This window comes from Ramlibacter sp. AN1133 (assembly GCF_037890035.1).
In the GTDB taxonomy this organism is placed as follows: Bacteria; Pseudomonadota; Gammaproteobacteria; order Burkholderiales; family Burkholderiaceae_C; genus Ramlibacter.
In genome coordinates, this window is sequence record NZ_JBBKTQ010000040.1 from 1 (window position 1) to 23,970 (window position 23,970).

The 23,970-nt window shown below is 69.3% G+C and carries 20 protein-coding genes; 11 read left to right on the top strand and 9 right to left on the bottom strand.

The features are described 5' to 3' along the window. Positions 1 to 115 precede the first annotated feature (115 nt). The 5 genes from odhB to WG923_RS29225 all read right to left on the bottom strand — a co-directional run bounded on the left by odhB (position 116) and on the right by WG923_RS29225 (position 9,464). Positions 116 to 1,387, bottom strand: a complete 1,272-nt coding sequence (gene odhB / locus WG923_RS29205; protein WP_340354554.1) for a 2-oxoglutarate dehydrogenase complex dihydrolipoyllysine-residue succinyltransferase — start codon at positions 1,385 to 1,387, stop codon at positions 116 to 118. A gap of 108 nt (positions 1,388 to 1,495) precedes the next feature. Beyond that, complete coding sequence (locus WG923_RS29210) at positions 1,496 to 4,366, bottom strand: 2-oxoglutarate dehydrogenase E1 component (RefSeq protein WP_340354555.1); 2,871 nt, start codon at positions 4,364 to 4,366, stop codon at positions 1,496 to 1,498. Positions 4,367 to 4,655: 289 nt separating this feature from the next. Further along, the gene (locus tag WG923_RS29215; RefSeq protein WP_340354556.1) at positions 4,656 to 6,749 is read right to left on the bottom strand and encodes a methyl-accepting chemotaxis protein; all 2,094 of its coding nucleotides are present in this window, start codon (positions 6,747 to 6,749) and stop codon (positions 4,656 to 4,658) included. A gap of 131 nt (positions 6,750 to 6,880) precedes the next feature. Continuing rightward, positions 6,881 to 8,800 carry a propionate--CoA ligase gene (locus WG923_RS29220; protein WP_340354580.1) on the bottom strand — a complete coding sequence of 640 codons (1,920 nt, stop codon included), beginning with the start codon at positions 8,798 to 8,800 and terminating at the stop codon, positions 6,881 to 6,883. A gap of 58 nt (positions 8,801 to 8,858) precedes the next feature. After that, complete coding sequence (locus tag WG923_RS29225; RefSeq protein WP_340354557.1) at positions 8,859 to 9,464, bottom strand: isochorismatase family protein; 606 nt, start codon at positions 9,462 to 9,464, stop codon at positions 8,859 to 8,861. A 55-nt stretch (positions 9,465 to 9,519) separates the two neighbouring features. On the opposite strand from WG923_RS29225, the gene WG923_RS29230 reads away from it, so the two are divergent. The 3 genes from WG923_RS29230 (at position 9,520) to WG923_RS29240 (ending at position 12,334) form a co-directional block, all read left to right on the top strand. Then, positions 9,520 to 10,503, top strand: a complete 984-nt coding sequence (locus WG923_RS29230) for an ATP-grasp domain-containing protein (RefSeq protein WP_340354558.1) — start codon at positions 9,520 to 9,522, stop codon at positions 10,501 to 10,503. 69 nt (positions 10,504 to 10,572) lie between these two features. Beyond that, on the top strand, positions 10,573 to 11,667 hold the full coding sequence (locus WG923_RS29235) for an ATP-binding response regulator (protein WP_340354559.1): 1,095 nt from the start codon (positions 10,573 to 10,575) through the stop codon (positions 11,665 to 11,667). Between the two features lie 16 nt (positions 11,668 to 11,683). After that, a complete protein-coding gene (locus WG923_RS29240; RefSeq protein WP_340354560.1) occupies positions 11,684 to 12,334 on the top strand; it encodes a response regulator transcription factor in 651 nt (216 codons plus the stop codon). Between the two features lie 132 nt (positions 12,335 to 12,466). Here WG923_RS29240 and WG923_RS29245 read toward each other — a convergent pair whose 3' ends face one another. Then, complete coding sequence (locus WG923_RS29245) at positions 12,467 to 13,612, bottom strand: PQQ-dependent sugar dehydrogenase (protein ID WP_340354561.1); 1,146 nt, start codon at positions 13,610 to 13,612, stop codon at positions 12,467 to 12,469. Between the two features lie 124 nt (positions 13,613 to 13,736). Between WG923_RS29245 and WG923_RS29250 the strand changes: the two genes are divergently transcribed. The 8 genes from WG923_RS29250 to WG923_RS29285 all read left to right on the top strand — a co-directional run bounded on the left by WG923_RS29250 (position 13,737) and on the right by WG923_RS29285 (position 19,743). Further along, a complete protein-coding gene (locus WG923_RS29250) occupies positions 13,737 to 14,327 on the top strand; it encodes a C40 family peptidase (RefSeq protein WP_445322997.1) in 591 nt (196 codons plus the stop codon). Positions 14,328 to 14,462: 135 nt separating this feature from the next. Continuing rightward, positions 14,463 to 14,963 (top strand): (2Fe-2S)-binding protein, encoded by a 501-nt coding sequence (locus tag WG923_RS29255; RefSeq protein WP_340354562.1) that lies wholly within the window; start codon positions 14,463 to 14,465, stop codon positions 14,961 to 14,963. Next, entirely contained in the window at positions 14,960 to 17,146 is a 2,187-nt protein-coding gene (locus WG923_RS29260; protein ID WP_340354563.1) for a xanthine dehydrogenase family protein molybdopterin-binding subunit, read from the top strand. Before WG923_RS29255 ends, WG923_RS29260 begins: the two co-directional genes overlap by 4 nt. An 81-nt stretch (positions 17,147 to 17,227) precedes the next feature. Next, entirely contained in the window at positions 17,228 to 17,662 is a 435-nt protein-coding gene (soxX, locus tag WG923_RS29265; RefSeq protein ID WP_340354564.1) for a sulfur oxidation c-type cytochrome SoxX, read from the top strand. Between the two features lie 15 nt (positions 17,663 to 17,677). Then, the gene (locus WG923_RS29270) at positions 17,678 to 18,151 is read left to right on the top strand and encodes a SoxY-related AACIE arm protein (protein ID WP_340354565.1); all 474 of its coding nucleotides are present in this window, start codon (positions 17,678 to 17,680) and stop codon (positions 18,149 to 18,151) included. Positions 18,152 to 18,155: 4 nt separating this feature from the next. Continuing rightward, positions 18,156 to 18,479: a thiosulfate oxidation carrier complex protein SoxZ gene (soxZ, locus tag WG923_RS29275; protein ID WP_340354566.1), complete on the top strand. Its 324-nt coding sequence runs from the start codon at positions 18,156 to 18,158 to the stop codon at positions 18,477 to 18,479. Continuing rightward, a complete protein-coding gene (gene soxA / locus WG923_RS29280; RefSeq protein ID WP_340354567.1) occupies positions 18,479 to 19,237 on the top strand; it encodes a sulfur oxidation c-type cytochrome SoxA in 759 nt (252 codons plus the stop codon). Before soxZ ends, soxA begins: the two co-directional genes overlap by 1 nt. Before the next feature lie 20 nt (positions 19,238 to 19,257). Then, entirely contained in the window at positions 19,258 to 19,743 is a 486-nt protein-coding gene (locus WG923_RS29285) for a pilin (protein WP_340354568.1), read from the top strand. 101 nt (positions 19,744 to 19,844) lie between these two features. Here the strand turns inward: WG923_RS29285 and lpdA are convergent, their stop codons facing one another. From lpdA to aceF, 3 genes are read right to left on the bottom strand one after another with little or no spacing between them, the layout of a single operon-like run. Then, positions 19,845 to 21,668, bottom strand: a complete 1,824-nt coding sequence (lpdA, locus tag WG923_RS29290; RefSeq protein ID WP_340354569.1) for a dihydrolipoyl dehydrogenase — start codon at positions 21,666 to 21,668, stop codon at positions 19,845 to 19,847. Continuing rightward, complete coding sequence (locus WG923_RS29295) at positions 21,669 to 22,259, bottom strand: MFS transporter (protein WP_340354570.1); 591 nt, start codon at positions 22,257 to 22,259, stop codon at positions 21,669 to 21,671. It lies immediately after the preceding gene. Positions 22,260 to 22,274: 15 nt separating this feature from the next. After that, positions 22,275 to 23,951, bottom strand: coding sequence for a dihydrolipoyllysine-residue acetyltransferase (gene aceF, locus WG923_RS29300; RefSeq protein ID WP_340354571.1), 1,677 nt, complete (start codon positions 23,949 to 23,951; stop codon positions 22,275 to 22,277). Positions 23,952 to 23,970 lie beyond the last annotated feature (19 nt).

Consider the following 23,970-nt stretch of genomic DNA (forward strand, 5'->3'; position numbering starts at 1 on the left):
CCCCCCCCCCCCCCCCCCCCCCCCCCCCCCCCCCCCCCCCCCGCTACGGGGCGGTCAGCGCGCACGAAGCGCCCCCACCCCTGCCCTCCCCCGGAGGGGGAGGGAGGAACAGCCGTCAAATATCGAACAGCAGCCGCGCCGGATCCTCCAGCGCTTCCTTCATCGCCACCAGGCCCAGCACCGCCTCGCGGCCGTCGATGATCCGGTGGTCGTAGGACATGGCCAGGTAGTTCATCGGGCGGACCACGACCTGGCCGTTCTCCACCACCGCGCGGTCCTTGGTCGCGTGCACGCCCAGGATGGCCGACTGCGGCGGGTTGATGATGGGGGTGGACAGCATCGAGCCGAACACGCCGCCGTTGGAGATCGAGAACGTGCCGCCGGTGAGTTCTTCCAGGCCCAGCTTGCCGTCGCGCGCCTTCGTGCCGTACTCCGCGATCTTCTTCTCGATGTCGGCGAAGGACATCTGGTCGGCATTGCGCAGGATCGGCACCACCAGGCCGCGCGGCGAGCCCACCGCGATGCCGATGTCGAAGTAGCCGTGGTAGACGATGTCGTTGCCGTCCACCGAGGCGTTGAGCACCGGGTACTTCTTCAGCGCATGCACGGCGGCCTTCACGAAGAAGGACATGAAGCCGATCTTGACGCCGTGCTCCTTCTCGAACTTCTCCTGGAAGCGCTTGCGCATCTCCATCACCGGCGCCATGTTCACCTCGTTGAAGGTGGTCAGGATGGCGTTGGTGGACTGCGACTGCAGCAGGCGCTCGGCGACGCGGGCGCGCAGGCGCGACATGGGCACGCGCTGCTCGGGGCGGTCGCCCAGGTCCGGCTGGCCGACCGGCGCGGCCACCTGCGTCAGCTGCGGGCGCGGAGCGGCCGGCGTGGCAGCGGGCTTGGGCGCGGCGGCCGCCTTGGCGATCGCTCCCGAAGCCAGTGCGCCGATCACGTCGCCCTTGGTCACGCGGCCGTCGCGGCCGGTGCCGCCGACGGCGCCGGCGGGCACGTTGTTGTCGGCCATCATCTTCGCCGCGGCCGGCATCGCCACGTCGGACTTCGAACCGCCGGCGACGGCCAGCGCGGGCGCGGGTGCCGCCGCCGTGGCGGTCGCGGCCTTGGCAGGCGCGGCCGCGCCAGCGCTGGCCTTGGCCTCGGTGTCGATCTTCGCGATCACCTGGTCGGACGTGACGGTGCCGCCGTCGGCGACCACGATCTCGCCCAGCACGCCGGCGCTGGGCGCGGGCACTTCGAGCACCACCTTGTCGGTCTCGATCTCGATCAGGATCTCGTCCTGCGCCACGGCCTCGCCGGGCTTCTTCTTCCACTGCAGCAGGGTGGCCTCGGCAACCGATTCGGACAGCTGCGGGACCTTCACTTCAACGATAGCCATTTGAATTCTTTCCAGGAATCTGTTCATCGATCCGCGCGGTGACCGGCGCCCCAGCGTCCGTGTCGACCGCGCGGAGATACTTCCGCGCCGCAGGCGGCGGAACTATCGCTACTTGCTGAGGATGAAGCCCTTGAGCTTCGCGAAGGCGGCATCCACCAGCGCCTTCTGCTGCTCCGCATGCAGGTGCGCATACCCCACGGCGGGGGAGGCGGAGGCGGCGCGGCCGGCGTAACCCAGCTTCTGGCCTTCGCTCATGTTCTCGTGGATGTTGTGCTGGATGAAGAACCAGGCGCCCTGATTCTGCGGCTCGTCCTGGCACCACACGAGGTCCGTGAGGTTCGGGTACCTCTTCAGCTCGGTCGCGAACGCCTTGTGCGGGAAGGGGTACAGCTGCTCGATGCGCACGATGGCGACGTCGTCGATGCCCTTCTCGTCGCGCTTCTTCGCCAGGTCGTAATAGACCTTGCCGGAGCACATGACCAGGCGCTTGACCTTGTCGGCCTTCAGGTCCTTCTGGTCGGGGATGACCGTCTGGAAGGTGCCCTTGGTGAACTCGGACAGGGGCGAGGTGGCGTCCTTGTTCCGCAGCAGCGACTTGGGCGTCATGATCACCAGGGGCTTGCGCAGCGACCGGATCATCTGGCGGCGCAGCAGGTGGAAGATCTGCGACGCAGTGGTCGGCTGGCACACCTGGATGTTGGTGTCGGCCGACAGCTGCATGAAGCGCTCCAGCCGCGCCGAGCTGTGCTCGGGGCCCTGGCCTTCGTAGCCGTGCGGCAGCATCAGGGTGATGCCGTTGACGCGGCCCCACTTCACCTCGCCCGAGGCGATGAACTGGTCGATCACGACCTGCGCGCCGTTGGCGAAGTCGCCGAACTGCGCTTCCCAGATCACCAGGGTGTGCGGGTCGTTGGAGGCGTAGCCGTACTCGAAGCCCAGCACCGCCTCTTCCGACAGGATCGAGTCGATGCAGGTGAAGGGCGCCTGGTTCTCGGCCACGTTCTGCAGCGGAACGTAGATGCCCTCGTCCCACTTCTCGCGGCTCTGGTCGTGCAGCACGGCGTGGCGGTGCACGAAGGTGCCGCGGCCGACGTCCTCGCCCGACAGGCGCACCGGGTAGCCGGAGGCGACCAGCGAGGCGAAGGCCATGTGCTCGCCCATGCCCCAGTCGACGTTGATGTCGCCGCGGCCCATGGCGGCGCGGTCTTCCAGCACCTTCTTCACCAGCGGGTGCACGGTGAAGCCCTGCGGCACCGTGGTGATGCGCTCGGACAGGCGCTTCCACTCGGCCAGCGGGATGGCGGTGTCGGCGGCGTCGGTCCACTTCTTGCCCAGGAAGGGCTGCCAGTCGACGGCGTACTTGCTTTTGAAGTTGGAGATGACCGGGTCGGACGTGTGCTTGCCGGCGTCCATGGCGGCGCGGTAGGCCTTGAACATGTCGTCGCCCAGCGTCTCGCCCAGGCCCTGCGCGGCCAGCTTGTCGGCGTACAGCTTGCGCGTGCCGGGGTGGGCCGCGACCTTCTTGTACATCAGGGGCTGGGTGAGGGACGGCGTGTCCTGCTCGTTGTGGCCCAGCTTGCGGAAGCAGACGATGTCCACCACCACGTCCTTGTTGAACTCCATGCGGTACTCGAGCGCGAGCTGCGTCGCGAGCACCACGGCTTCCGGATCGTCGCCGTTCACGTGCAGCACCGGCGCCTCGATCATCTTGACGATGTCGGTGCAGTACAGCGTGGAGCGGGTGTCGCGCGGGTCCGAGGTCGTGAAGCCGATCTGGTTGTTGATGACGAGGTGCACCGTGCCGCCCGTGTAGTAGCCACGGGTCTCGGCCAGCGCCAGCGTCTCCATCACCACGCCCTGGCCGGCGATGGCGGCGTCGCCGTGCACCAGCACCGGCAGCACCTGCTTGCCCGCCTTGTCGCCGCGGCGGTCCATCCGCGCGCGCACCGAGCCCTCGACCACCGGGTTGACGATCTCCAGGTGCGAGGGGTTGAAGGCCAGCGACAGGTGGACCGGGCCGCCGGGGGTGGACACATCCGAGCTGAAGCCCTGGTGGTACTTCACGTCGCCCGCGGGCAGTTCTTCCGGCGCGGAGTGGTCGAACTCGGCGAACAGGTCCTTGGGCATCTTGCCCAGCGTGTTCACCAGCACGTTCAGGCGGCCGCGGTGGGCCATGCCGATCACGATCTCCTGCACGCCCTTGGCGCCGGCCTGCTGGATCAGTTCGTCCATCGAGGCGATGAAGCTCTCGCCGCCCTCGAGCGAGAAGCGCTTCTGGCCGACGTACTTGGTGTGCAGGAAGCGCTCGAGGCCTTCGGCGGCGGTCAGGCGGTCGAGGATGTGCTTCTTCTTCTCGGGGCTGAACTGCGGCTTGCTGCGGATGGATTCCAGCTTCTGCTGCCACCAGCGCTTGTGGCCCTGGTCGCTGATGTACATGTACTCGGCGCCGATGGTGCCGCAGTACGTCTCGCGCAGGGCGTTGAGCATGTCGCGCAGCGACATGTTGTCCTTGCCGAAGAAGGTGTTGCTGGTGTTGAACACCGCTTCCTGGTCGGCATCGGTGAAGCCGTAGAAGGACGGCTCCAGCTCGGGAATGTGTTCGCGCTCGGCCCGCTTGAGCGGGTCGAGGTCGGCCCAGCGGGCGCCGACGTTGCGGTAGGCGGCGATCAGCTGCTGCGCCGCGGTGCGCTTGCGGGCGGTCTCGGGGTCGGCGCCGGCGGCCACCACCACCCTGGTGACGCCCTGCTTGGCGCGGTCGGCGAAGGCATTGACCACCGGCAGGTGCGGCACGTCGCGGGCGTTGGAGCCGTCGACCGCGGGCACGTTCTGCAGCGCGTCGAAGTACTCGCGCCACATCTCGGGAACGCTGCCGGGGTTGGCCAGGTAGTTCTCGTACATCTCCTCGACGTACGGGGCGTTGCCGCCGAAGAGATAGGTATTGCCCTGGTAGGCCGTGTAGACGGAGCTTTGGTCGCTCATCGTGTGTTCGCTACTTTCCGCCCCCCTTCAGGGAGCATGGAGCTGGTTGGAGAACCTTCCGCGGCACGGCTGGACCGGTTGGCGGATGCGACTGTGGGGAAGGGGCACGGGTCTGGTTGCGCCGCGGATTGTGCCACGTTCCGTGGCACGCCGCGTTTGCAGCCAGACGAGCGCCCCTTCCCCTTCGGGGGATCTCACGAACCCCCTCTCCCCAACCCTCTCCCCCGAGGGGGAGAGGGAGCGGAGCGCGGGGGAAGTGTGGCAGCTGTGGCTTGCGCCCAGCTTGCTGCTAGTAGGTGCTTTCGGCCGGGGCCGCCAGCGAGCGGGCCGACGCGGTGGGGGCCGCGGGCCGGCTCCGGCGGGCGGGCCTGGCCGCCGCGCGGCTGCTCTCGCGCGCATGGGCGATCGCCTGCTGCGCGGGGTCCGCCAGCAGCTTGAACTGGCCGACGGCGGTGGCCAGGCGCGCGGCCTGCTCGCGCATCGACTGCGCCGAGGCGGAGGCTTCCTCCACCAGCGCCGCGTTCTGCTGCGTGACCTGGTCCATCTGCGCGATCGCCTGGTTCACCTGCTCGATGCCCAGCGTCTGCTCGTTGCTCGCCGAGGCGATCTCGCCCATGAGCGCCGTCACCTTCCGGATGCCGTCCACGACTTCCTTCATCGTGTCGCCCGCGCGGCTCACGAGCTGGCTGCCGACGTCCACCTTGCCCACGGAATCGTTGATCAGTTCCTTGATCTCGCGCGCCGCGGCGGCGGAGCGCTGCGCCAGGGTGCGCACTTCGGCGGCCACCACCGCGAAGCCGCGGCCCTGCTCGCCGGCCCGCGCAGCTTCGACGGCCGCATTGAGCGCCAGGATATTGGTCTGGAACGCGATGCCGTCGATCACGGCGATGATGTCGACGATGCGGCGCGACGCGGTGTTGATGGAAGCCATCGTGTCCACCACCTCGTTCACCACGGAGCCGCCGCGTGCCGCGACCTGCGAGGCCGACTGCGCCAGCTGGTTGGCGTCGCGCGCGCTTTCCGCGTTCTGCTTGACGGTGCTGGTCAGCTCCTCCACCGAGGCCGCCGTCTCTTCGAGCGTGCTGGCCTGTTCCTCGGTGCGCTGCGACAGGTCGGCGTTGCCGGTGGCGATCTCCTCGGTGGCTTCCATCATGGTGCCGGCGGCGGCGCGCACCTGCCCGATCATGGAGACCAGCGCTTCGTCGGCGCGGCGCAGTTCGCCCAGCAGCTCACCGAGTTCGTCGTGGGTCTCGGCTTCCGGCATGCGACCGAGCTCGCCCCGCGCCAGCGCGCGGGCCGCCTCGGCGGCCTGGCGGATGCCGCGATCGAGCGCGTGGTACATGCCCACGGACAGGTACAGCGTGAGCAGGATCGCCGCGGCCAGCAGTGCCGCCAGGCCGTTGCGCGTGAGCGTCGCCGTGGCCGCGCGTTCGGCGAGCAGCTGGTCCATCATCGTGCGGTTGGCTTCCACCAGCGCCCAGGCGGCATCGACGGCGGCGTTCGAGGCCTGCTGGATCTGGGGCTGCGTCACCTGGATGCCCGCCGCCTCGATGAAGTTGCCGCGCACGAAGATCAACATCTCCTTGGAGGCGGCCTTGAGGCGATCGAAGCCCTGTTCCAGGTGCGACTGCACCACGGGGTTCACGTTCATCGACTGCTTGAGCATGTTCTCGACGCCGCTGAAGGTGTCTTCCAGCCGCGCCTGCGTCACTTCGTAGAAGACCTTGTCCTTGGGCGTGATCTCGCCGCGCGGCACGTTCAGCGTGGCATAGGCCGCGATGCGCACGATGATGCCGGCGGTGCTGGGCGTGTTGTTCGCCAGCGGGAAGCCCAGGTAGAACAGGTCCAGGTCCGGGTCCAGCGCCATGCGCGAGCGGTTGCCCAGGTCCTTCATGAAGGCGTAGAGCCGCCCGTATTCGGGGGCGTGGGCGGCGAAGCCCCTGGCCGCGAACTCGCGGTCGACCGGCAGCGCCTCGACCTTCTTCTGCAGCTCCTCCCAGCCCTGGCGCAGGCCCTTGGTCTCGGTGCTCATGTCGTACAGCGGGCGGGCCGCGGCCACGTGTTCCTCGATGCGCGCGAGGACCTTGTCGATCACGTCCTTCTGCGCCTTCAGGCGCTGGCGCACGCTGTCGTCGCCGGGCGCGGTGGTGATCACGATCCGGCGGTTCTCGATCAGGACCTTGTTCCATTCCACCAGGATCGCCATCAGCGCCACCGCGTTGCGCTCGGAGTCGATCATCCGCACGCGCTCGTTGAGGCGCTCCAGCTGGGTCACCCCCAGCCACAGCAACAGGACGGCCGTGATGCCGCCGCACAGGAGGAACTTGGAACGGAAGCGCAGGCGCGCCATCAGCGCGATGGCCGGGGCAAAGAGGGTCTTCATGGTGCAACGAATTGTTAAGACAATCCGTGCACCAGGCCAGTGCGAAAAGTCGCCGGCGGGGCGCGCGCCCGCCACTCGCGAGATCGGCTGCGCCGGGCGGTCGCCGCGTGGCGACAGCCGGAGCGCCAGTGTCAGCGTGCCGCGACGAGGTCCCTGATCTGCTGCAGCGCGGTCGGATCCTCGATCGTCGTCAGGTCGCCCGGATCGCGACCTTCGCACACCGCCTGGATCGCGCGGCGCAGCAGCTTGCCGCTGCGCGTCTTGGGCAGCACGGTCACGAAACGCACGCGCGCGGGCCGCGCCACGGCACCGAGCTGGTCGTCCACGACCTTCATCACCTCGCCTTCGAGCTTCAGCTTCGCGGCTTCGTCGGTGAGCCCGGAGGCGTCCTTCACCACGGCGAAGGCGACGGCGACCTGCCCCTTGAGCTGGTCGGCCACGCCCACCACCGCCACTTCCGCGATGTTCGGATGCGAGGAGATGCTCTCCTCGATCTCGCGCGTGCCCAGGCGGTGGCCGGCGACGTTGATCACGTCGTCGGTGCGGCCCAGGATGAAGAAGTAGCCGTCCTTGTCGCGGATGCCCCAGTCGAAGGTGCTGTACACCTGCCGGCCGGGGATGCTCTCCCAGTAGGTCTTGACGTAGCGCTCGTCGTCGCCCCATACCGTCTGCATGAAGCCGGGCGGCGTCGGACCTTCGATCACCACCACGCCCTTCTGGTCCGGGCCCTTGAGTTCCTCGCCGGTGCTCTCGTGCACCAGCTTCACGTCGTAGCCGTACATCGGCAGGCCGGGGCTGCCGAACTTGCTGGTCTGCTTTTCCACGCCGTTCGCCAGCGCCAGGATCGGCCAGCCGCTCTCGGTCTGCCAGTAGTTGTCGATGATCGGGCGGCCCAGGCTTTCGGAAATCCACTTGGCCGTCGGCTCGTCCAGCGGCTCCCCCGCCAGGAACAGGGCGCGCAGGCTGGAGAGGTCGTATTTCTTCAGGAAGGCCGGGTCCTGCTTCTTGAGCACGCGCACCGCCGTCGGCGCGCTGAACATCGAGGTGACCTTGTACTTCTCGACCAGGCTCCACCAGATGCCGGCGTCGGGGCGGATCGGCAGGCCCTCGTACATGATGGTCGCCATGCCGGCGAGCAAGGGGCCGTAGACGATGTAGCTATGGCCCACCACCCAGCCGATGTCGGAGGTGGAAAAGTAGGTCTCGCCCGCGTTGCCCAGGAAGATGTGCTTCATGCTCGCGGTGAGCGCCACCGCGTAGCCGCCCACGTCGCGCTGCACGCCCTTGGGCTTGCCGGTGGTGCCGCTGGTGTAGAGCGTGTAGCTGACGTCCGTGGACTCCAGCCATTCGCATTCGACCCTGGTGTGCATCTCGCGGTCGGCCAGCGTGCCGTAGTCGTGGTCGCGGCCGGACACCTTCTCCATCGGCGCCAGCTTGCGGTCCACCAGGACCACCGAGCCGGGCTTGTGCTTCGACAGGTTGATGGCTTCGTCGAGCAGGTGCTTGTACGGCACCACCTTGCCGGCGCGCGAGCCGGCGTCGGCGCTGACGATGACCTTGGGCGTGGCGTCCTCGATGCGCGAGGCCAGCGACACCGAGGCGAAGCCGCCGAACACCACCGCGTGGATGGCGCCGATGCGCGCGCAGGCCAGCATGGCGAAGGCCGCTTCCGCGATCATCGGCATGTAGATCAGGACGCGGTCGCCCTTGCCCACGCCCTGCGCCTTGAGCACCGCGGCGAAGCGCTGCACCTGCGCATGCAGTTCGCCGAAGGTGTAGACGCGCTCCTCGTTCGTTTCGCTGGAGACGTAGATCAGCGCCGGCTGCGCCGCGCGCGCGGCGAGGTGGCGGTCCACCGCGTTGTGGCACAGGTTGGTGCGGCCGCCGACGAACCAGCGCGTGAACGGTGGGTTGCTGTTGTCGCAGATCTGCTTCGGCGGCGTCTGCCAGTCGATCAGCTTCGCCTGCTCGGCCCAGAAGGCGTCGCGGTCCTCGATGGAACGGCGATGGAACTCCGCATAACCCGCCATGCTTGTCTCCTGCGTCTGGATGTTGGTCGCCGCCCATTGTCGGCACGCGGCTTGCCGCAGACTGACGGGAGCGGGGCCCCTATTTGACGATGGTCAACACGTCCCGGAACCGGGGATGACCCGCATCCCGCAGCCATTCGAAGGCCACCATCTCGGTCGTCACGAGTTCGGCACCGGCGCCGGCCAGGCGGTCGAAGGCGGCGTCGCGGTTGCGTTCGCTGCGCGAGCCGCAGGCATCCGTCACCACGACCACGTCCAGTTCCTCCTCCAGCAGGCCGAGGGCCGTCTGCAGCAGGCACACGTGCGCCTCGCAGCCGGCCAGCACGATGGTCTCGCGCCCGGGCGCGGGCGGCGGCGCGGCCTTCTGCAGGTGCTTGGGGAGGCTGCGGGCGTTGCCGCCCTGCGGCTTCGCCGCGGGCTTCAGGCGCAGCAGCAGCACGGAGCTGCCGTCGAAGGCCATCTTCGGCACGATGCGGCCCGCCACCAGCGGCTGCAGTGCCTCCACCGTGCCGCCGAGGCCGTCGGGGTTCTCCTCGGTGGCCCACAGGGGCACCTGCAGCAGTTGCGCGATGCGCGCGAGCTTCGCCGCATTCGCCACCACGAGGCCGGCCTCGTGGATGGCGGGCATGAGGCGCTGCTGGTAGTCGACCAGCACGAGTTGGCAATCCTGGGCATCCAGCAGCATGGGTTCTTCCTTTGCGCCGGATTATTCCCCGGACGGGGGGGTAGGATCGCGCCCCATGAAGTCCCCTCGCCCCGACCTGATCGTCCTGCACGAGCACCCCGAGTGGCAGAAGCCGCTGTTCGCCGCCCTCGAGCGGCGCGGCGTGAACTTCGCGCCGTACAACGTCACGCAGGCCGCCTTCGGCAATTCCGAGCCGCCGCAGGCCGCCCTCTACTTCAACCAGGCCAGCCCCAGCGCGTACGTGCGGGGCAATGCGCGCGCCGTGCCGCTGGCGCTGGCGTACATGCGCACGCTGGAGCGCCTGGGCGCGCGCGTGCTCAATGGCGCCGACGTGTTCTCGCTGGAGCTGAGCAAGAGCGTGCAGGCCACGCTGCTGCGCACGCTCGGCATCGACACGCCGCGCTCGTTCACCTTCAACGACCCCGGCGCGCTGCGCGCCTACGCGAGCCAGATCACGTGGCCAGCCGTGCTCAAGCCGGACCAGGGCGGCAGCGGCGCCCGCATCCAGGTGGTGGAGTCGCTCGCGCAGGTGGAGGAGATCTTCCGCCGCGATCCGTCGATCTGGCTGCCGGACAACCTGTTCCTGCTGCAGGAGTACCTGCCGCACGACCCCGAGCAGGGCATCGTGCGCCTGGAGTTCCTCGGCGGCGAGCTGCTGTACGCGATGCGCGTGAAGACGCACGGCCGCTTCAACCTGTGCCCCTCGCCGGTGTGCAACCCCGACGACGGCGAAGGCGTGTGCGAAATCCCGGCGCACGAGGCGGTGGACGCGCCGCCGGTGGAGTTCCACCCCTATCCGGAAGTGCCGCGCGAGGCGGTCGCCACGGCCAGGCGCATCGTCGACGCCGCGAAGCTGGACGTGGGCGGCATCGAGTACCTCGAGACGCCGGATGGCCGCCGCGTGTTCTACGACATCAATGCCAATTCGAACCTGCGGCCCTCGGTCGCCGAGGCGTTCGGCTTCGATCCCTTCGAGCGCGTGGTCGACTTCCTCGAGCGCAAGCTGCAGCCGGGCTGGCCGGCGCTGGGCCGGACCTAGGTGCGCCCCTAGGGAACATGCTTAAGACCGGTGGGTTCAGCCCAACGGTACACTCGCGTGCGCATCGCCATGCCCAGTCGCGCAGTCCAAGACCTCCCCCCCATCCGGTTGCTGTGCGTCGAGGACAACCCCGACGACGTCGAGCTGATGGGCATCGCGCTGGAACGGGCCGACCCGACGCGCCTCTACGAACTGCACCGGGTCGACAACGCCGCCAGCTTCGTCGCGGCGCTGGAAGGCGACTGGGACGTGATCCTGTGCGACTTCAACCTGCCCCGCTTCTCGCCGTATGCGGCCCTGCAGATCCTGGTCACGCGGCGCAGCAACATCCCGCTGATCGTGCTGACGCGGGCGATCGGCGAGGAAGCCGCGGTGCACGTCCTGCGCTGCGGCGCCAAGGACTACCTGACCAAGGACAAGCTGGGCACGCTGCCGCAGATCATCGGGCGGGTGCTGGAGGAGCGGCGGCGGGCGCAGGAGAAGGAGAAGCTGGACGCGGAGCTGCAGGCGGCGTACGCGCGGCTGAAGGAGCTGTCGGCGCGCTTCGTGCTGGCGCAGGAGCGCGAACGCTCGCACATCTCGCGCGAGCTGCACGACCAGCTCGGGCAGACGCTGACGGCGGTGGTGATCCACCTGCATGCCGCGCAGCGGGCGCAGGAGCCGGAGGTGCGGCGCAAGTACAGTGATACGGCGGGGGAGCTCGCCAACGGCGCGCTGCAGCAGTTGAAGACGCTGTCGTTCTCGCTGCGGCCGGCGCAGCTGGACCTGCTGGGGCTGGTGCCGGCGGTGCAGTCGTCGCTGCAGCGCATCTGCGAGCCGGCGGGCCTGGCGTGGGAGGTGCTCACGCGCGGCGAGGAGCCCAAGCGCCTGGAGGAGAACGCCGCGGTGGCGGTGCGCCTGGTGCAGGAGGCGTTGACGAACATCGTGCGGCACGCGCGCGCCACCCACGTGCGGGTGCGCCTGCGCTTCCTGCCGGGAGGGCGCATCGGCGTGCTGGTGCTGGATGATGGCAGGGGTTTCGACAAGGCGGCCGTGCTCGACGGCCACCAGTCCGAGAGGAACATCGGCTTGTACGGGATGATCGAGCGCACGGAGCTGGCGGGAGGCCGACTCCACATCCGCACGCGCCGGGGGCGGGGCGTGGCGATCCGTGCGGTGCTTTGAACAAGGGGAAGCGTAGATGATGCAGAACTTCAGCAAGCCGATGCCGATCCAGGTCGTGCTGGCCGACGACCACGATCTGGTGCGTTCCGGCATCAAGGCCTTGCTGGCCACCGTCGACGGGGTGCAGGTGATCGCGGAGGCGCGCAACGGGCAGGAGCTGCTGGCGCTGCTGGACTCGATCAAGCCGGACGTGGTGATGACGGACATTTCCATGCCCGGCATGGACGGCATCACGGCGATCGGCGAGATCCATTCCCGGCATCCGGACGTGCGCGTGATCGTGCTGTCGATGTACGACACGGTCGATTTCGTCAAGCGCGCCGTGGCCAACGGGGCCTGCGGCTACCTGATGAAGGACGCGCCGCCCTTCGAGCTGGAGCAGGCCCTGCGCAGCGTGATGGCCACCGGCAGCTACTTCAGCGCCGCGGTCGCCCAGCGCCTGCTGCAGCCCTCGGAGCCGACGGTGGACGACGAGCTGACGCAGCGCCAGGTGGAGATCCTGACGCTGATCGCCCAGGGCAAGTCGGCCAAGGAGATCGCCTACGAACTGGGCCTGAGCCCCAAGACGGTGGACGTGCACCGGGCGCGGATCATGGAGCGGCTGCGGCTGAACGACATCGCGAGCCTGACGCGGTATGCGGTGCGCAAGGGGCTGGTGAAGGCCTGAGTCTCTTGCTCCCTCCCCCTCCGGGGGAGGGTTGGGGTGGGGGCGCTGCGGCGCCCGTTTTCATTGCGGCGCCTGTGCGAGCCCCGGAGCGCCCCCACCCTGCCCTCCCCCGGAGGGGGAGGGAAAAATCGATCAAGGCAGCACACGAACCAGCTTGCCGTCCTCCTCGTCGGTCAGGAGGTACAGCAATCCATCCGGCCCCTGCCGCACGTCCCGCACGCGGCCCACGCCCTGCAGCAGCTTCGTCTCGCGCGCGACCTTGCCGTCGGCGAGTTCGATGCGATCGAGATACCCGAACTTCAGCGAACCCACGAACAGGTTGCCGCGCCACGCCGCGCCATAGCGCTCGCTGGTGAGGAACACCATCCCCGACGGCGCGATCGAGGGCACCCAGTAGTGCAGCGGCTGCTCCATGCCCTCCTTGCGCGTGAGGCCGGCGCCGATCGGCCCGCCGCCGTAGTTCTCGCCGTAGGTGATCACCGGCCAGCCGTAGTTGCGGCCGGCCTGCGGCAGGTTGATCTCGTCGCCGCCCTGCGGGCCGTGCTCGATCTCCCACAGCCGCCCGTCCGGCCCCAGCGTGGCGCCCTGCGCATTGCGGTGCCCCAGGCTCCAGGTCTCCGGCAGCGCGCCGGCGCGGCCCACGAAGGGGTTGTCGCGCGGCACGCTGCCGTCCTTGTTCACCCGCACGATCTTGCCGTGGTGCGTGTCCAGGCCCTGGGCGTCCTCCTTGCGCGAGAAGCGCTCGCCCAGCGTGAGGAACAGCGTGCCGTCGCGCGCCTCCACGATCCGGCAGCCGAAGTGCGCGGTGCTCGCCACCTTCGGCTTCTGGCTGAAGATCACGCGCACGTCCGCCAGCCGGCTGTCGTCGCTCGCGAGCGTGGCGCGTGCCAGCGCGGTGCTGTTGGTGCCGCCCGGCCCCGGCTCGGAGAAACAGAAGTAAAGCGTGCGGTTGGACGCGAACCCCGCATCGAGCACCACGTCCAGCAGGCCGCCCTGCCCGCGTGCGGCCACCGTGGGCACGCCCGCCAGCGGCGGCGACAGGCGCCCCTGCGGGTTGACGATGCGCAGGCGGCCGGGCCGCTCCGTCACGAGGAAGCGGCCATCCGGCAGGAAGGCCAGCGCCCAGGGGTGCTCCAGGCCGCTGGCGACCGTTTCGCCGCGCGGCGCCTGGGCCGCGACCGGCGGTACCCCCAGGCCTGCGACAATGCAGGCCGTGAGCGACGCGCCCAGTCGGCCCCAGAGCCGGCGGCGCCTCCTGGATCGGTTGGGTCCATTCATGGTGGAAGACATTGTTCCCCACCCGCCATGCTTCGTGGCCCGGAAGCAAACCGATACGAAATCAAGAACCTGAATGCATTGCCCGCTTGACCTGCCCCACGCCCGGACGCTAACCTCCGCGCCCATGTTGCGTCGGCTCAGCCTTGCGCTCCTCCTTGCCGCCGGCAGCGTGCACGCCGCGCCGCCGGCCTCCGCGGAAGACGACATCGGCCGCTTCATGGCCGAAAAGCGCCTGGTGGACCGCATCGGGGAAGTGCGCGCCACCGTGGGCGACCGGGTGTCCGCCGGCGCCAGCCACGTGGCGCAGCGCGCCTCCGAACTCGTCGTCACCGCCATGGGCTTCCTCGGCGTGCCTTACCGCCGCGGCGGCAATTCGGTGGACACCGGCTTCGACTGCAGCGGCTTCGTCAAGGCGATGTTCGAGCAGACCGTGGGCCTGATCCTGCCACGCCGCGCGGATGAGCAGGCCGCCGCCACGCAGAAGATCGACAAGCAGGAACTGCAGCCGGGCGACCTCGTGTTCTTCAACACCATGCGGCGCGCCTTCAGCCACGTGGGCATCTACATCGGCGACAACAAGTTCATCCACTCGCCGCGCCCCGGTGCGCAGGTGCGGGTGGAAGACATGGGCCTGTCCTACTGGACCACGCGCTTCGACGGCGCGCGCCGCGTCCTCGCTCCCCCGCCCGCGCAGACGCCCGCCGGCTCGCAGTAAGCCGCTGCCCTACCTCACCCCGCGAAAAGAGCAGGCTCTTTTCGCGAGGACCTCGAGGCATCGGGATTACGCGGAGGCGAACGCCCCGGCGCACTCGTACGATCCCTCGCCTACGTATCCCTCCAGGAGACCGGCGTGGCGAAACTGAACGTGAACGGGGTCGTGCGCGAATTCGAGGCGGAGGGCGACACGCCCCTGCTCTGGGTGCTGCGCGAACAGCTCGGCCTCACAGGCACCAAGTACGGCTGCGGCATCGCCGCCTGCGGGGCGTGCACCGTGCACATCGACGGCGTCCCCACGCGCAGCTGCGTGCGGCCGCTCTCCAGCATCGGCGCCAACGAGAAGATCACCACCATCGAAGGCCTGTCTCCCACCGGCTCGCATCCGGTGCAGAAGGCCTGGGTGGCGCTCGACGTGCCGCAGTGCGGCTACTGCCAGTCCGGCCAGGTGATGGCCGCGGCCGCGCTGCTCAAGGGCAACCCGAACCCGAGCGATGCCGACATCGACAGCGCGATGAGCAACATCTGCCGCTGCGGCACCTACAACCGCATCCGCGCGGCAATCCACGCGGTGGCGCGCGGCGACCTGAAGGCCGCGCAGCTCTCCATCCAGCACGCCGACGGGAGCACGACATGAGCAGCATCGCGAAGATCCGCCGCCGCGGCTTCCTCCAGGCTTCCGCCGCCACCGGCCTGGTGGTGGGCTTCCACGTGCCCTTCCTGCAGGAGGCGCAGGCGCAGGCGGCGTCCGCTCCCGAGGTGAATGCCTGGGTCGTGGTGAGGCCGGACGACACCATCGTGATCCGCATCGCCCGCTCCGAGATGGGACAGGGCACGCTCACCGGCCTCGCGCAGCTCGTGGCCGAGGAGCTGGAAGCGAACTGGTCCCGGGTGACCTGGGAGTATCCGACGCCCGGCCAGAACCTCGCGCGCAAGCGTGTCTGGGGCGACTTCTTCACCGCCGGCAGCCAGGGCCTGCGCCGCTCGCAGGAGTACGTGCGCAAGGGCGGCGCGCAGGCCCGCATGATGCTGGTGCAGGCCGCGGCCAACGAATGGAAGGTGCCCGTCGCCGAGTGCCGTGCCGCCGCCAGCGTGGTCACGCACGGGCCCAGCGGCCGCACCCTCACCTACGGGCACCTCGCGCCCGCCGCCGGCAAGCTCGAGCCGCCCGCGGACGTGGTGCTGAAGGACCCGAAGGACTGGAAGATCGCCGGCAAGCGCCTGGCGCGGCTGGACACGCCGGACAAGGTCAATGGCAAGCAGGTCTACGGCATCGACGTGAACCTGCCGGGGATGATGAACGCGGCGATCAAGGATTGCCCGGTGTTCGGCGGCAAGCTCAAGAGCTTCAACGAGGCGGCGATCCGCAACCGGCCCGGCGTGAAGAAGGTCGTGCGCGTGGGCGACAGCGCCGTCGCCGTGGTGGCGGACACCTGGTGGCGCGCGAAGACGGCGCTCGACGCGCTGCCCATCGAATGGGACTACGGCCCCAACGCGAAGGAATCGAGCGCCTCGGTGGCCGCCATGCTGAAGGCGGGGCTGGATGCGCCCGAAGCCGCCGTGGGCAACAGCAACGGCGACGTGAAGGCGGCTTTCGCCTCCGCCGCCCGCGTGGTCGAGGCGGTGTACTCGTACCCGCACCAGAACCACGTGACGATGGAGCCGCAGAACGCCACCGTCCTGTGGAAGCCCGATCGCTGCGAGGCGTGGACGCCGACGCAGAACGGCGAGTCCGCGCTGGCGGCGTTGTCCGAGGCCGCGGGCGTGCCGCTCGCGCAGTGCGAGGTCCACAAGCTGCACCTGGGCGGCGGCTTCGGCCGGCGCGCCGCGCAGCACGACTGGCTGGTGCAGGCCGTCGCCATCGCCCGGGAGATGCCCGGCACGCCCGTGAAGCTGATCTGGAGCCGCGAGGAAGACATGCTGCACGGGCGCTTCCACCCCGTCACGCAGTGCAAGCTGCGCGCGGCGGTGGATGGGCAGGGCAACGTCACGGCGCTGCACATGCGCATCTCGGGCCAGTCGATCCTGGCCGCTGTGTTCCCGCAGAACGTGCAGAACGGCAAGGACCCGCTGGTGTTCCAGGGCCTGAACTCGCCCGGCCCCGAGGCCTCGATCGGCTACAGCTTCCCGAACCTGCTGATCGACCACGCGATGCGCAACCCGCCGGTGCCCCCCGGCTTCTGGCGCGGCGTGAACCTGAACCAGAACACGATCTACCTGGAGTGCTTCCTCGACGAGGTGGCGGCGGCCACCCGGCAGGACCCGCTGGCGCTGCGGCGCAAGCTGATGGCCGACCACCCCAAGCACCTCGCGGTGCTCAATGCCGTCGCCGAGCGCGCCGGCTGGGGCCGCCCCGCGCCGGACGTGAACGGCATGAAGGTCTACCGCGGCCTGGCGCAGACCATGGGTTTCGGCAGCTACGTGGCGGCGTGTGCCGAGGTCTCCGTCAGCAACGACGGCGAGCTGCGCATCCACCGCATCGTCGCCGCGACCGACCCCGGCCACGCGGTGAACCCGCAGCAGATCGAGGCGCAGGTGGAAGGCTCCTTCGCCTACGGCCTGTCGGGCGCGCTGTTCGGCGAATGCACGCTCAAGGACGGCCGCATGGAGCAGACCAACTTCGACACCTATCCGGTGGTGCACATGCGGCACATGCCCAGGGTGGAGACGGTGGTGATGCCCAGCGGCGGCTTCTGGGGCGGGGTGGGCGAGCCGACGATCGCCGTGGCGGCGCCGGCGGTGCTGAACGCGATCTACGCGGCCACCGGCAAGCGCATCCGCGACCTGCCGGTGAAGAACCAGAGCCTCAAGCGCGCGTGAGCTCCAGCCCGTCATTCCCGCGCAGGCGGGAATCCGGTCCCTCCGGACGCACCGGATCCCCGCCTGGGCGGGGCTGACGGCGTGCAGCTGCTCTGGGCGGTGCTGCTCGCCGCCGCCCCGGTGGCGGCCGGCGCGCAGGAGCTCGTGCCCTACGTCGTCGAAGGCGACCGCATCGCGCAGCCGCTCGCCGGCCTGCGCGGCGACGCCGCTCGCGGGCGGGCGATCGTCGCGAGCCGGCAGCTGGGGCTGTGCCTGCTGTGCCACACGGCACCGATCCCGGAGGAGCGCTTCCAGGGCGACCTCGCGCCCGATCTCGCCGGCGTCGGGGCGCGCTATTCGCAGGCGCAACTGCGGCTGCGCATCGTCGATCCCCGGCGGTTGAATCCCGCCAGCTTCATGCCGGCCTTCCATGCGGCGCCCGACGCCCCGCGCGTGGGCGCCGCCTGGGCGGGAAGGCCCATCCTGGGGGCGCAGCAGGTGGAGGACGTGGTCGCATGGCTGGCGACGCTGCGTTAGGTTAGGCTTGGCGGCATGTCCATCCGCAACTCCTCCCGCCGTCGCTTGCTGCTGCAGGCCGGCGCGGCCGCGGCCGTGCAGGTGGTGGTGCGGCCCGCGTCCGCGCAGGAGGCGCCGGCGCTCGCCACCGTGGTGGCGCAGTTCGCCGGGCCCCAGAGGGTGCGCGAAGGACGCGTCAAGCTGGAGATCGCGCAGATGGTCGACAACGGCAACGTGGTGCCCATGCGCGTGACGGTGGACAGCCCGATGACGGCCGCCGACCACGTCACCGAGATCGCCGTTTTCAACGAGAAGAACCCGCAGCGCGACGTGGCGCGCTTCCAGCTGGGGCCGCGCGCGGGCAAGGCGGACGTCTCCACCCGCATCCGGCTCGCGACCAGCCAGCAGCTCGTCGCGCTGGCGCGCATGAACGACGGCACCGTGTGGTCCGACAGCGTGGACGTGATCGTGATCACGGCGGCCTGCCTCGAAACCACCACGTCCTCCTGAAGCGATGGCCGCCCGCACCCTCATCCAGTTCCCCCCCACCGCGCGCCGCGGCGAGGTGATCCAGGTGCGCGTGACCATCGCGCACCTGATGGAGACGGGCTACCGCCCCGGCATGGACGGCAAGCCGATCCCGCGCGACATCCTGCGGCGCTTCACGTGCCGCTACAACGGCGAGACGGTGTTCGCCGCGGACCTGTATCCCGCCATCGCCGCCAACCCCTACGTTGCCTTCCACCTCGTCGCCGACCAGGCCGGCACGCTCGAATTCGAGTGGCAGGGCGACCACGGCTTCTCGCAGGTCGAACGGCGGCCGCTGCAGGTGGCGTGATGCGCGGGCGTGCGGCGGTCCTGGCGCTGCTTGCCGCATCCGCCTGGGCCGCGCCCGGCGAGGCGCGCCGCTCCGGCTTCGAGGACATGGGTGCGTCCACGCAGGCGATGCAACGCGACGATGCGATGAATCCGGCCATGCTGTGGGCAGCCGAAGGCGAGCAGCTGTGGGCACGCGCGCCTGCCGCGTCTGCGCGTTCGTGCGCCAGCTGCCACGGCGAGCCGGCGTCGCTGCGCGGCGTCGCGGCGCGCTATCCGACATGGGACGATGCGCTGGCGCGGCCGGTCGATCTCTCCACGCGGATCAACCTGTGCCGGCAGCGGCACCAGGGGCAGCCCGCGTGGCCGGCGGAGCACCAGGAACTGCTGGCGCTGGAGACGCTCGTGGGCCTGCAGTCGCGCGGCCTGCCGATCGCGCCCCGGCCGGACCCGCGCCTGGCGCCGCATGCCGCGCGCGGGGAGGCGTTCTTTCGCCAGCGCATGGGCCAGCTCGAACTCTCGTGCGCGCAGTGCCACGAGGAGCGCGCCGGCGGCAAGCTCGCCGCCTCGCCGATCCCCCAGGGGCATGCGACGGGGTATCCGATCTACCGGCTGGAATGGCAGGGGCTCGGGTCCCTGTGGCGCCGCGTGCGGGGGTGCATGACGGGCGTGCGGGCGGAGCCGTTCGCCGCAGGGAGCCTCGAGTTCACCGAACTTCAGCTGTACCTGGCGAACCGCGCGGCGGGGATGGCACTCGAGACGCCGGCGGTGCGCCCCTGAGCGCGGCGAGGATGCGGCGGATGAGCAAGTCGCGAGGCCGCCGGGGCTTCACCCTCCTGGAGCTGCTGGTGGTGGTGGCGGTGATCGCCATCCTGGCGCTGATCGCGCTGCCGAACACGATGGACCGCCTGGTCCGCGAGCAGGTGGCCGAGGCGCTGCCGCTGGCGGACGTGCTCAAGCCCCCGGTGGAAGCCGCATGGCGCGTCGGCACGCCGCTGCCCGCCGACAACGCCGCGGCGGACCTGCCGCCACCGGAGAAGATCGTCAGCCGCCTGGTGCAGTCGGCCCGCCTGGAGAACGGCGCGATCCATCTCACCTTCGGCAACAGCGCGCACCGGCTGCTGGCGGGCAAGGTGCTCACGCTGCGGCCGGCAGGCGTGGAGAGCGCGCGCATCGTGCCGCTGACGTGGCTGTGTGCAGGGGCGGCCGCGCCGGGGAACACCACCGTGCAGGGGGCGAACCGCACGACGGTGCCGGCGGGGCTGCTGCCGGTGCGGTGTCGCTGAGCTTTTCCGTCGTCCCCGCGAAGGCGGGGACCCAGGGCTTTCCATGGCGCGCTGCGCGCGCTCCCCTGGCTTCCCGCCTGCGCGGGAAAGACGGTGTCGGCCTACTTCCGCTGCGGCGGCACGTCCGTGCAGGTACCGTGCGCGATCTCGGCGGCCATGCCGATGCTCTCGCCGAGCGTCGGGTGCGGGTGGATGGTCTTGCCGATGTCGATCTCGTCGGCGCCCATCTCGATGGCCAGCGCCACCTCGCCGATCATGTCGCCCGCGTGCGTGCCGACGATGCCGCCGCCCACGATGCGGTGCGTCTGCGCGTCGAACAGCAGCTTGGTGAAGCCCTCGTCGCGCGTGTTGGCGATCGCGCGGCCCGACGCCGTCCACGGGAAGTGGCCCTTCTTGATGGCGATGCCCTGCGCCTTGGCCTGGTCCTCGGTGAGGCCCACCCAGGCCACTTCGGGATCGGTGTAGGCCACGCTGGGGATCACGCGCGCGTTGAAGGTCGCCTTCTCGCCCGATGCCGCTTCGGCCGCCACGTGCGCCTCGTGCACCGCCTTGTGCGCCAGCATCGGCTGGCCGACGATGTCGCCGATGGCGAAGATGTGCGGCACGTTGGTGCGCATGGAGATGTCGACCGGGATGAATCCGCGGTCCGTGACGTTCACGCCGGCCTTCTCGGCGCCGATCTTCTTGCCGTTGGGCGAGCGGCCGACGGCCTGCAGCACGAGGTCGTAGACCTGCGGTTCCTTGGGCGCCTGTTCGCCCTCGAAGCGCACCAGGATGCCGTCCCTGGTCGCTTCCGCGCCGACGGTCCTGGTCTTGAGCATGATGTTGTCGAAGCGCGGCGTGTTCATCTTCTGCCACACGCGCACGAGGTCGCGGTCCGCGCCCTGCATCAGGCCATCGAGCATTTCGACGACGTCCAGGCGCGCGCCCAGCGTGGAGTACACGGTACCCATTTCCAGGCCGATGATGCCGCCGCCGAGGATCAGCATGCGCTTGGGATTGGTGGCGAGCTCCAGTGCGCCGGTCGAGTCGACCACGCGCGGGTCCTTGGGCATGAAGGGCAGCTGCATGGCCTGCGAGCCGGCGGCGATGATCGCGTTCCTGAAGCGGATCACCTGCTTCTTGCCGGTGGTCTCGCTGCCGCTGCCCGTGGTCTCCTGCACCTGCAGGTGGTACGGATCGAGGAAGGTGCCGATGCCGCGCACCACGGTCACCTTGCGCATCTTGGCCATGGCCGCGAGGCCGCCGGTGAGCTTGCCGACGACCTTGTCCTTGTGGGCCTTGAGCTTGCCGCGATCGATGGTGGGCTTGCCGAAGGAGATGCCCAGGGTGTCCATGTGGCTCACTTCGTCCATCACGGCCGCGACGTGCAGCAGCGCCTTGGACGGGATGCAGCCGACGTTGAGGCACACGCCGCCGAGGGTGGCATAGCGCTCGACGATCACGGTCTTCATGCCGAGGTCGGCGGCCCGGAACGCGGCGGAGTAGCCGCCGGGGCCGGCGCCGAGGACCAGCATCTCGCATTCGAGGTCGACGCCGCCGGAGTAGGAGCCCGCGGGGATGCTCCCTCCCCCTCCGGGGGAGGGCTGGGGTGGGGGCGCTGCGGGGCTGGAGGCCGGAGCGGCTTGCGCCGGAGCCCCCACCCTACCCTCCCCCGGAGGGGGAGGGGAAGAAGAAGCCGCGGCGCCGGTCGTCTCGAGCGTCAGCAGCACCGACCCCTCCGACACCTTGTCCCCCACCTTGATCTTCACTTCCTTGACGACGCCCGCGTGCGTCGACGGGATCTCCATCGACGCCTTGTCGCTCTCCACCGTCACCAGGGATTGTTCGACCTTCACCGTGTCGCCGGGCTTGACCAGCAGTTCGATGACGGCCACGTCCTTGAAGTCCCCGATGTCGGGGACTTTCACTTCCGTCGTTGCCATTTATTTAGGCTCTTTCGTCTTGACAGTGAAGATGTCGCAGGGCAGCTCGGAGTTGCGGTCGAACTCGCAACCCGCGGCGATCCCCGCTTCCGCGACTTCGCGCGCGGTCTTGGCCTTGGGGTAGGCGGCATGCATGGCGCCCAGCGCGAAGCTGCGCCCCGAGCCGATGCCCCAGAACTCCTTGAACTCGAAGACCTCGCGGTAGCTGTACAGCCCGTAGATGCCGCTCGCGTTGGCGATCACCACGCTGAACTGGCTGGACTCGTACGGGTCGCTGTCTTCTTCCTTCGTCTGCAGGAAGAAGTTGTCCTTCAGGTACGGATGCAGCTTGGTGAAGGTGTCGAACACCTCGTCCTTGCTGGCCAGCTTGAGGATCTCGCGCGGCATCGAGCCCATCGCCTTGCGCAGCACCGGGAAGTGCGCCACGGTGCCGGCCATGCCGATGTAGCTCGGGCCGTCGTCGGTTTCGACCTTGAAGATCTTGGTGTTGTCCTCGAACCGGTGCGCAAGGCGGGTGTCACCGAAGGTCACCAGGGTGTCCGCCGCGATGGCGATCTGCCCGGCTTTCTTCACCACCACTACTGTTGTCATCGAGTCTTGTAGTTCTTAGAGAAGGACGCGGCGGAAGTCCGCCAGGATCTGCCCCAGGTAAGCGTTGAAGCGCGCGGCCGAAGCGCCGTCGATGACACGGTGGTCCCACGACAGCGACAGCGGCAGCATCAAGCGCGGCTGGAACTGCTTGCCGTCCCAGACCGGCTCGGTCTGGCTGCGGCACACCCCGAGGATAGCGACTTCCGGCGCGTTGATGATGGGCGTGAAGTAACGCCCGCCGATACCGCCGAGCGAAGAAATCGTGAAAGTCGCGCCCGACATTTCGGCGGGCGACAACTTGCCATCGCGCGCCTTCTTCGCGAGCTCGGCCATTTCCTGGCTGATGGCCAGCACGCCCTTCTTGTCGGCGTCCTTGATCACCGGCACCACGAGGCCGTTGGGCGTGTCGGCCGCGAAACCGATGTGGTAATAGCTCTTGAGGACCAGGTCCTCGCCATCCAGCGAGCTGTTGAAGTCAGGGAATTTCTTCAGGGCCGCAACGCAGGCCTTGATGAGGAAGCCCAGCATCGTGACCTTGACGCCCGACTTCTCGTTTTCCTTGTTGGTGGCGACGCGGAAGGCTTCGAGATCGGTGATGTCCGCGTCGTCGTGGTTGGTGACGTGCGGGATCAGCACCCAGTTGCGATGCAGGTTGGCGCCGCTGATCTTCTTGATCCGCGACAGCGGCTTGCGCTCGATGGGCCCGAACTTCGCGAAGTCCACCTTGGGCCACGGCAGCAGGCCGAGCGCCTCGCCGCCCCCGCCGCCAGCGGGCGCCTTCGCGGCCAGGGCCTTGGTCTGCACCTCGCCGGCCATCACCGACTTGGTGAAGGCCTGCACGTCTTCCTGCGTGATGCGGCCCTTGGGCCCGGTGCCCTTCACTTCTTCCAGCGGCACGCCGAGCTCGCGCGCGAACTTGCGCACGGAAGGCGATGCATGCGGCAGGTTGCCCGTGGGCGGCGCGGGTTCGTGCGGCGGCAGCGATGCGGTCGGCGGGATGTGGGCCGGCGCATGCGCAGTGGGCGTCGCCTGAAGCCCTCCCCCTGAGGGGGAGGGTTGGGGTGGGGGGGAGCCTGTTGCGGCGAGCATCGCGGTGCTGTCAAGCACCGCGATCAAGTCACCGATGTTGACCTTGTCCCCGACCTTGACCTTCAACTCCTTCAGCACGCCGGCGGCGGAAGAAGGAATCTCCATCGAGGCCTTGTCGGATTCGACGGTGATGAGCGACTGCTCCTGCTTGATCGTGTCGCCGGGCTTGACCAGGATCTCGATGATGGCGACGTCCTTGAAGTCGCCGATGTCGGGGACCTTGACCTGGATGGGGCCCGATTGACTCCCTCCCCCTCCGGGGGAGGGTTGGGGTGGGGGCGCCGCGGGTTGGGGAGCCGGAGCGGCTGTCGCCGCCGCCCCCACCCTACCCTCCCCCGGAGGGGGAGGGGAAGAGGCCGCGCCCGCCGACGATTCGACGATCGCGATCACCGAACCTTCGGAGATCTTGTCCCCGATCTTGATCTTCAGTTCCTTCAGGACCCCCGCCACGCTGGCCGGGATCTCCATCGAGGCCTTGTCCGATTCGACGGTGACGAGCGACTGCTCCTGCTTGATCGTGTCGCCCGGCTTGACCAGGATTTCGATGACGGCGACATCCTTGAAGTCCCCGATGTCGGGGACCTTCACTTCGACCAGTGCCATGTTTCTTGTTCTCCGCGGC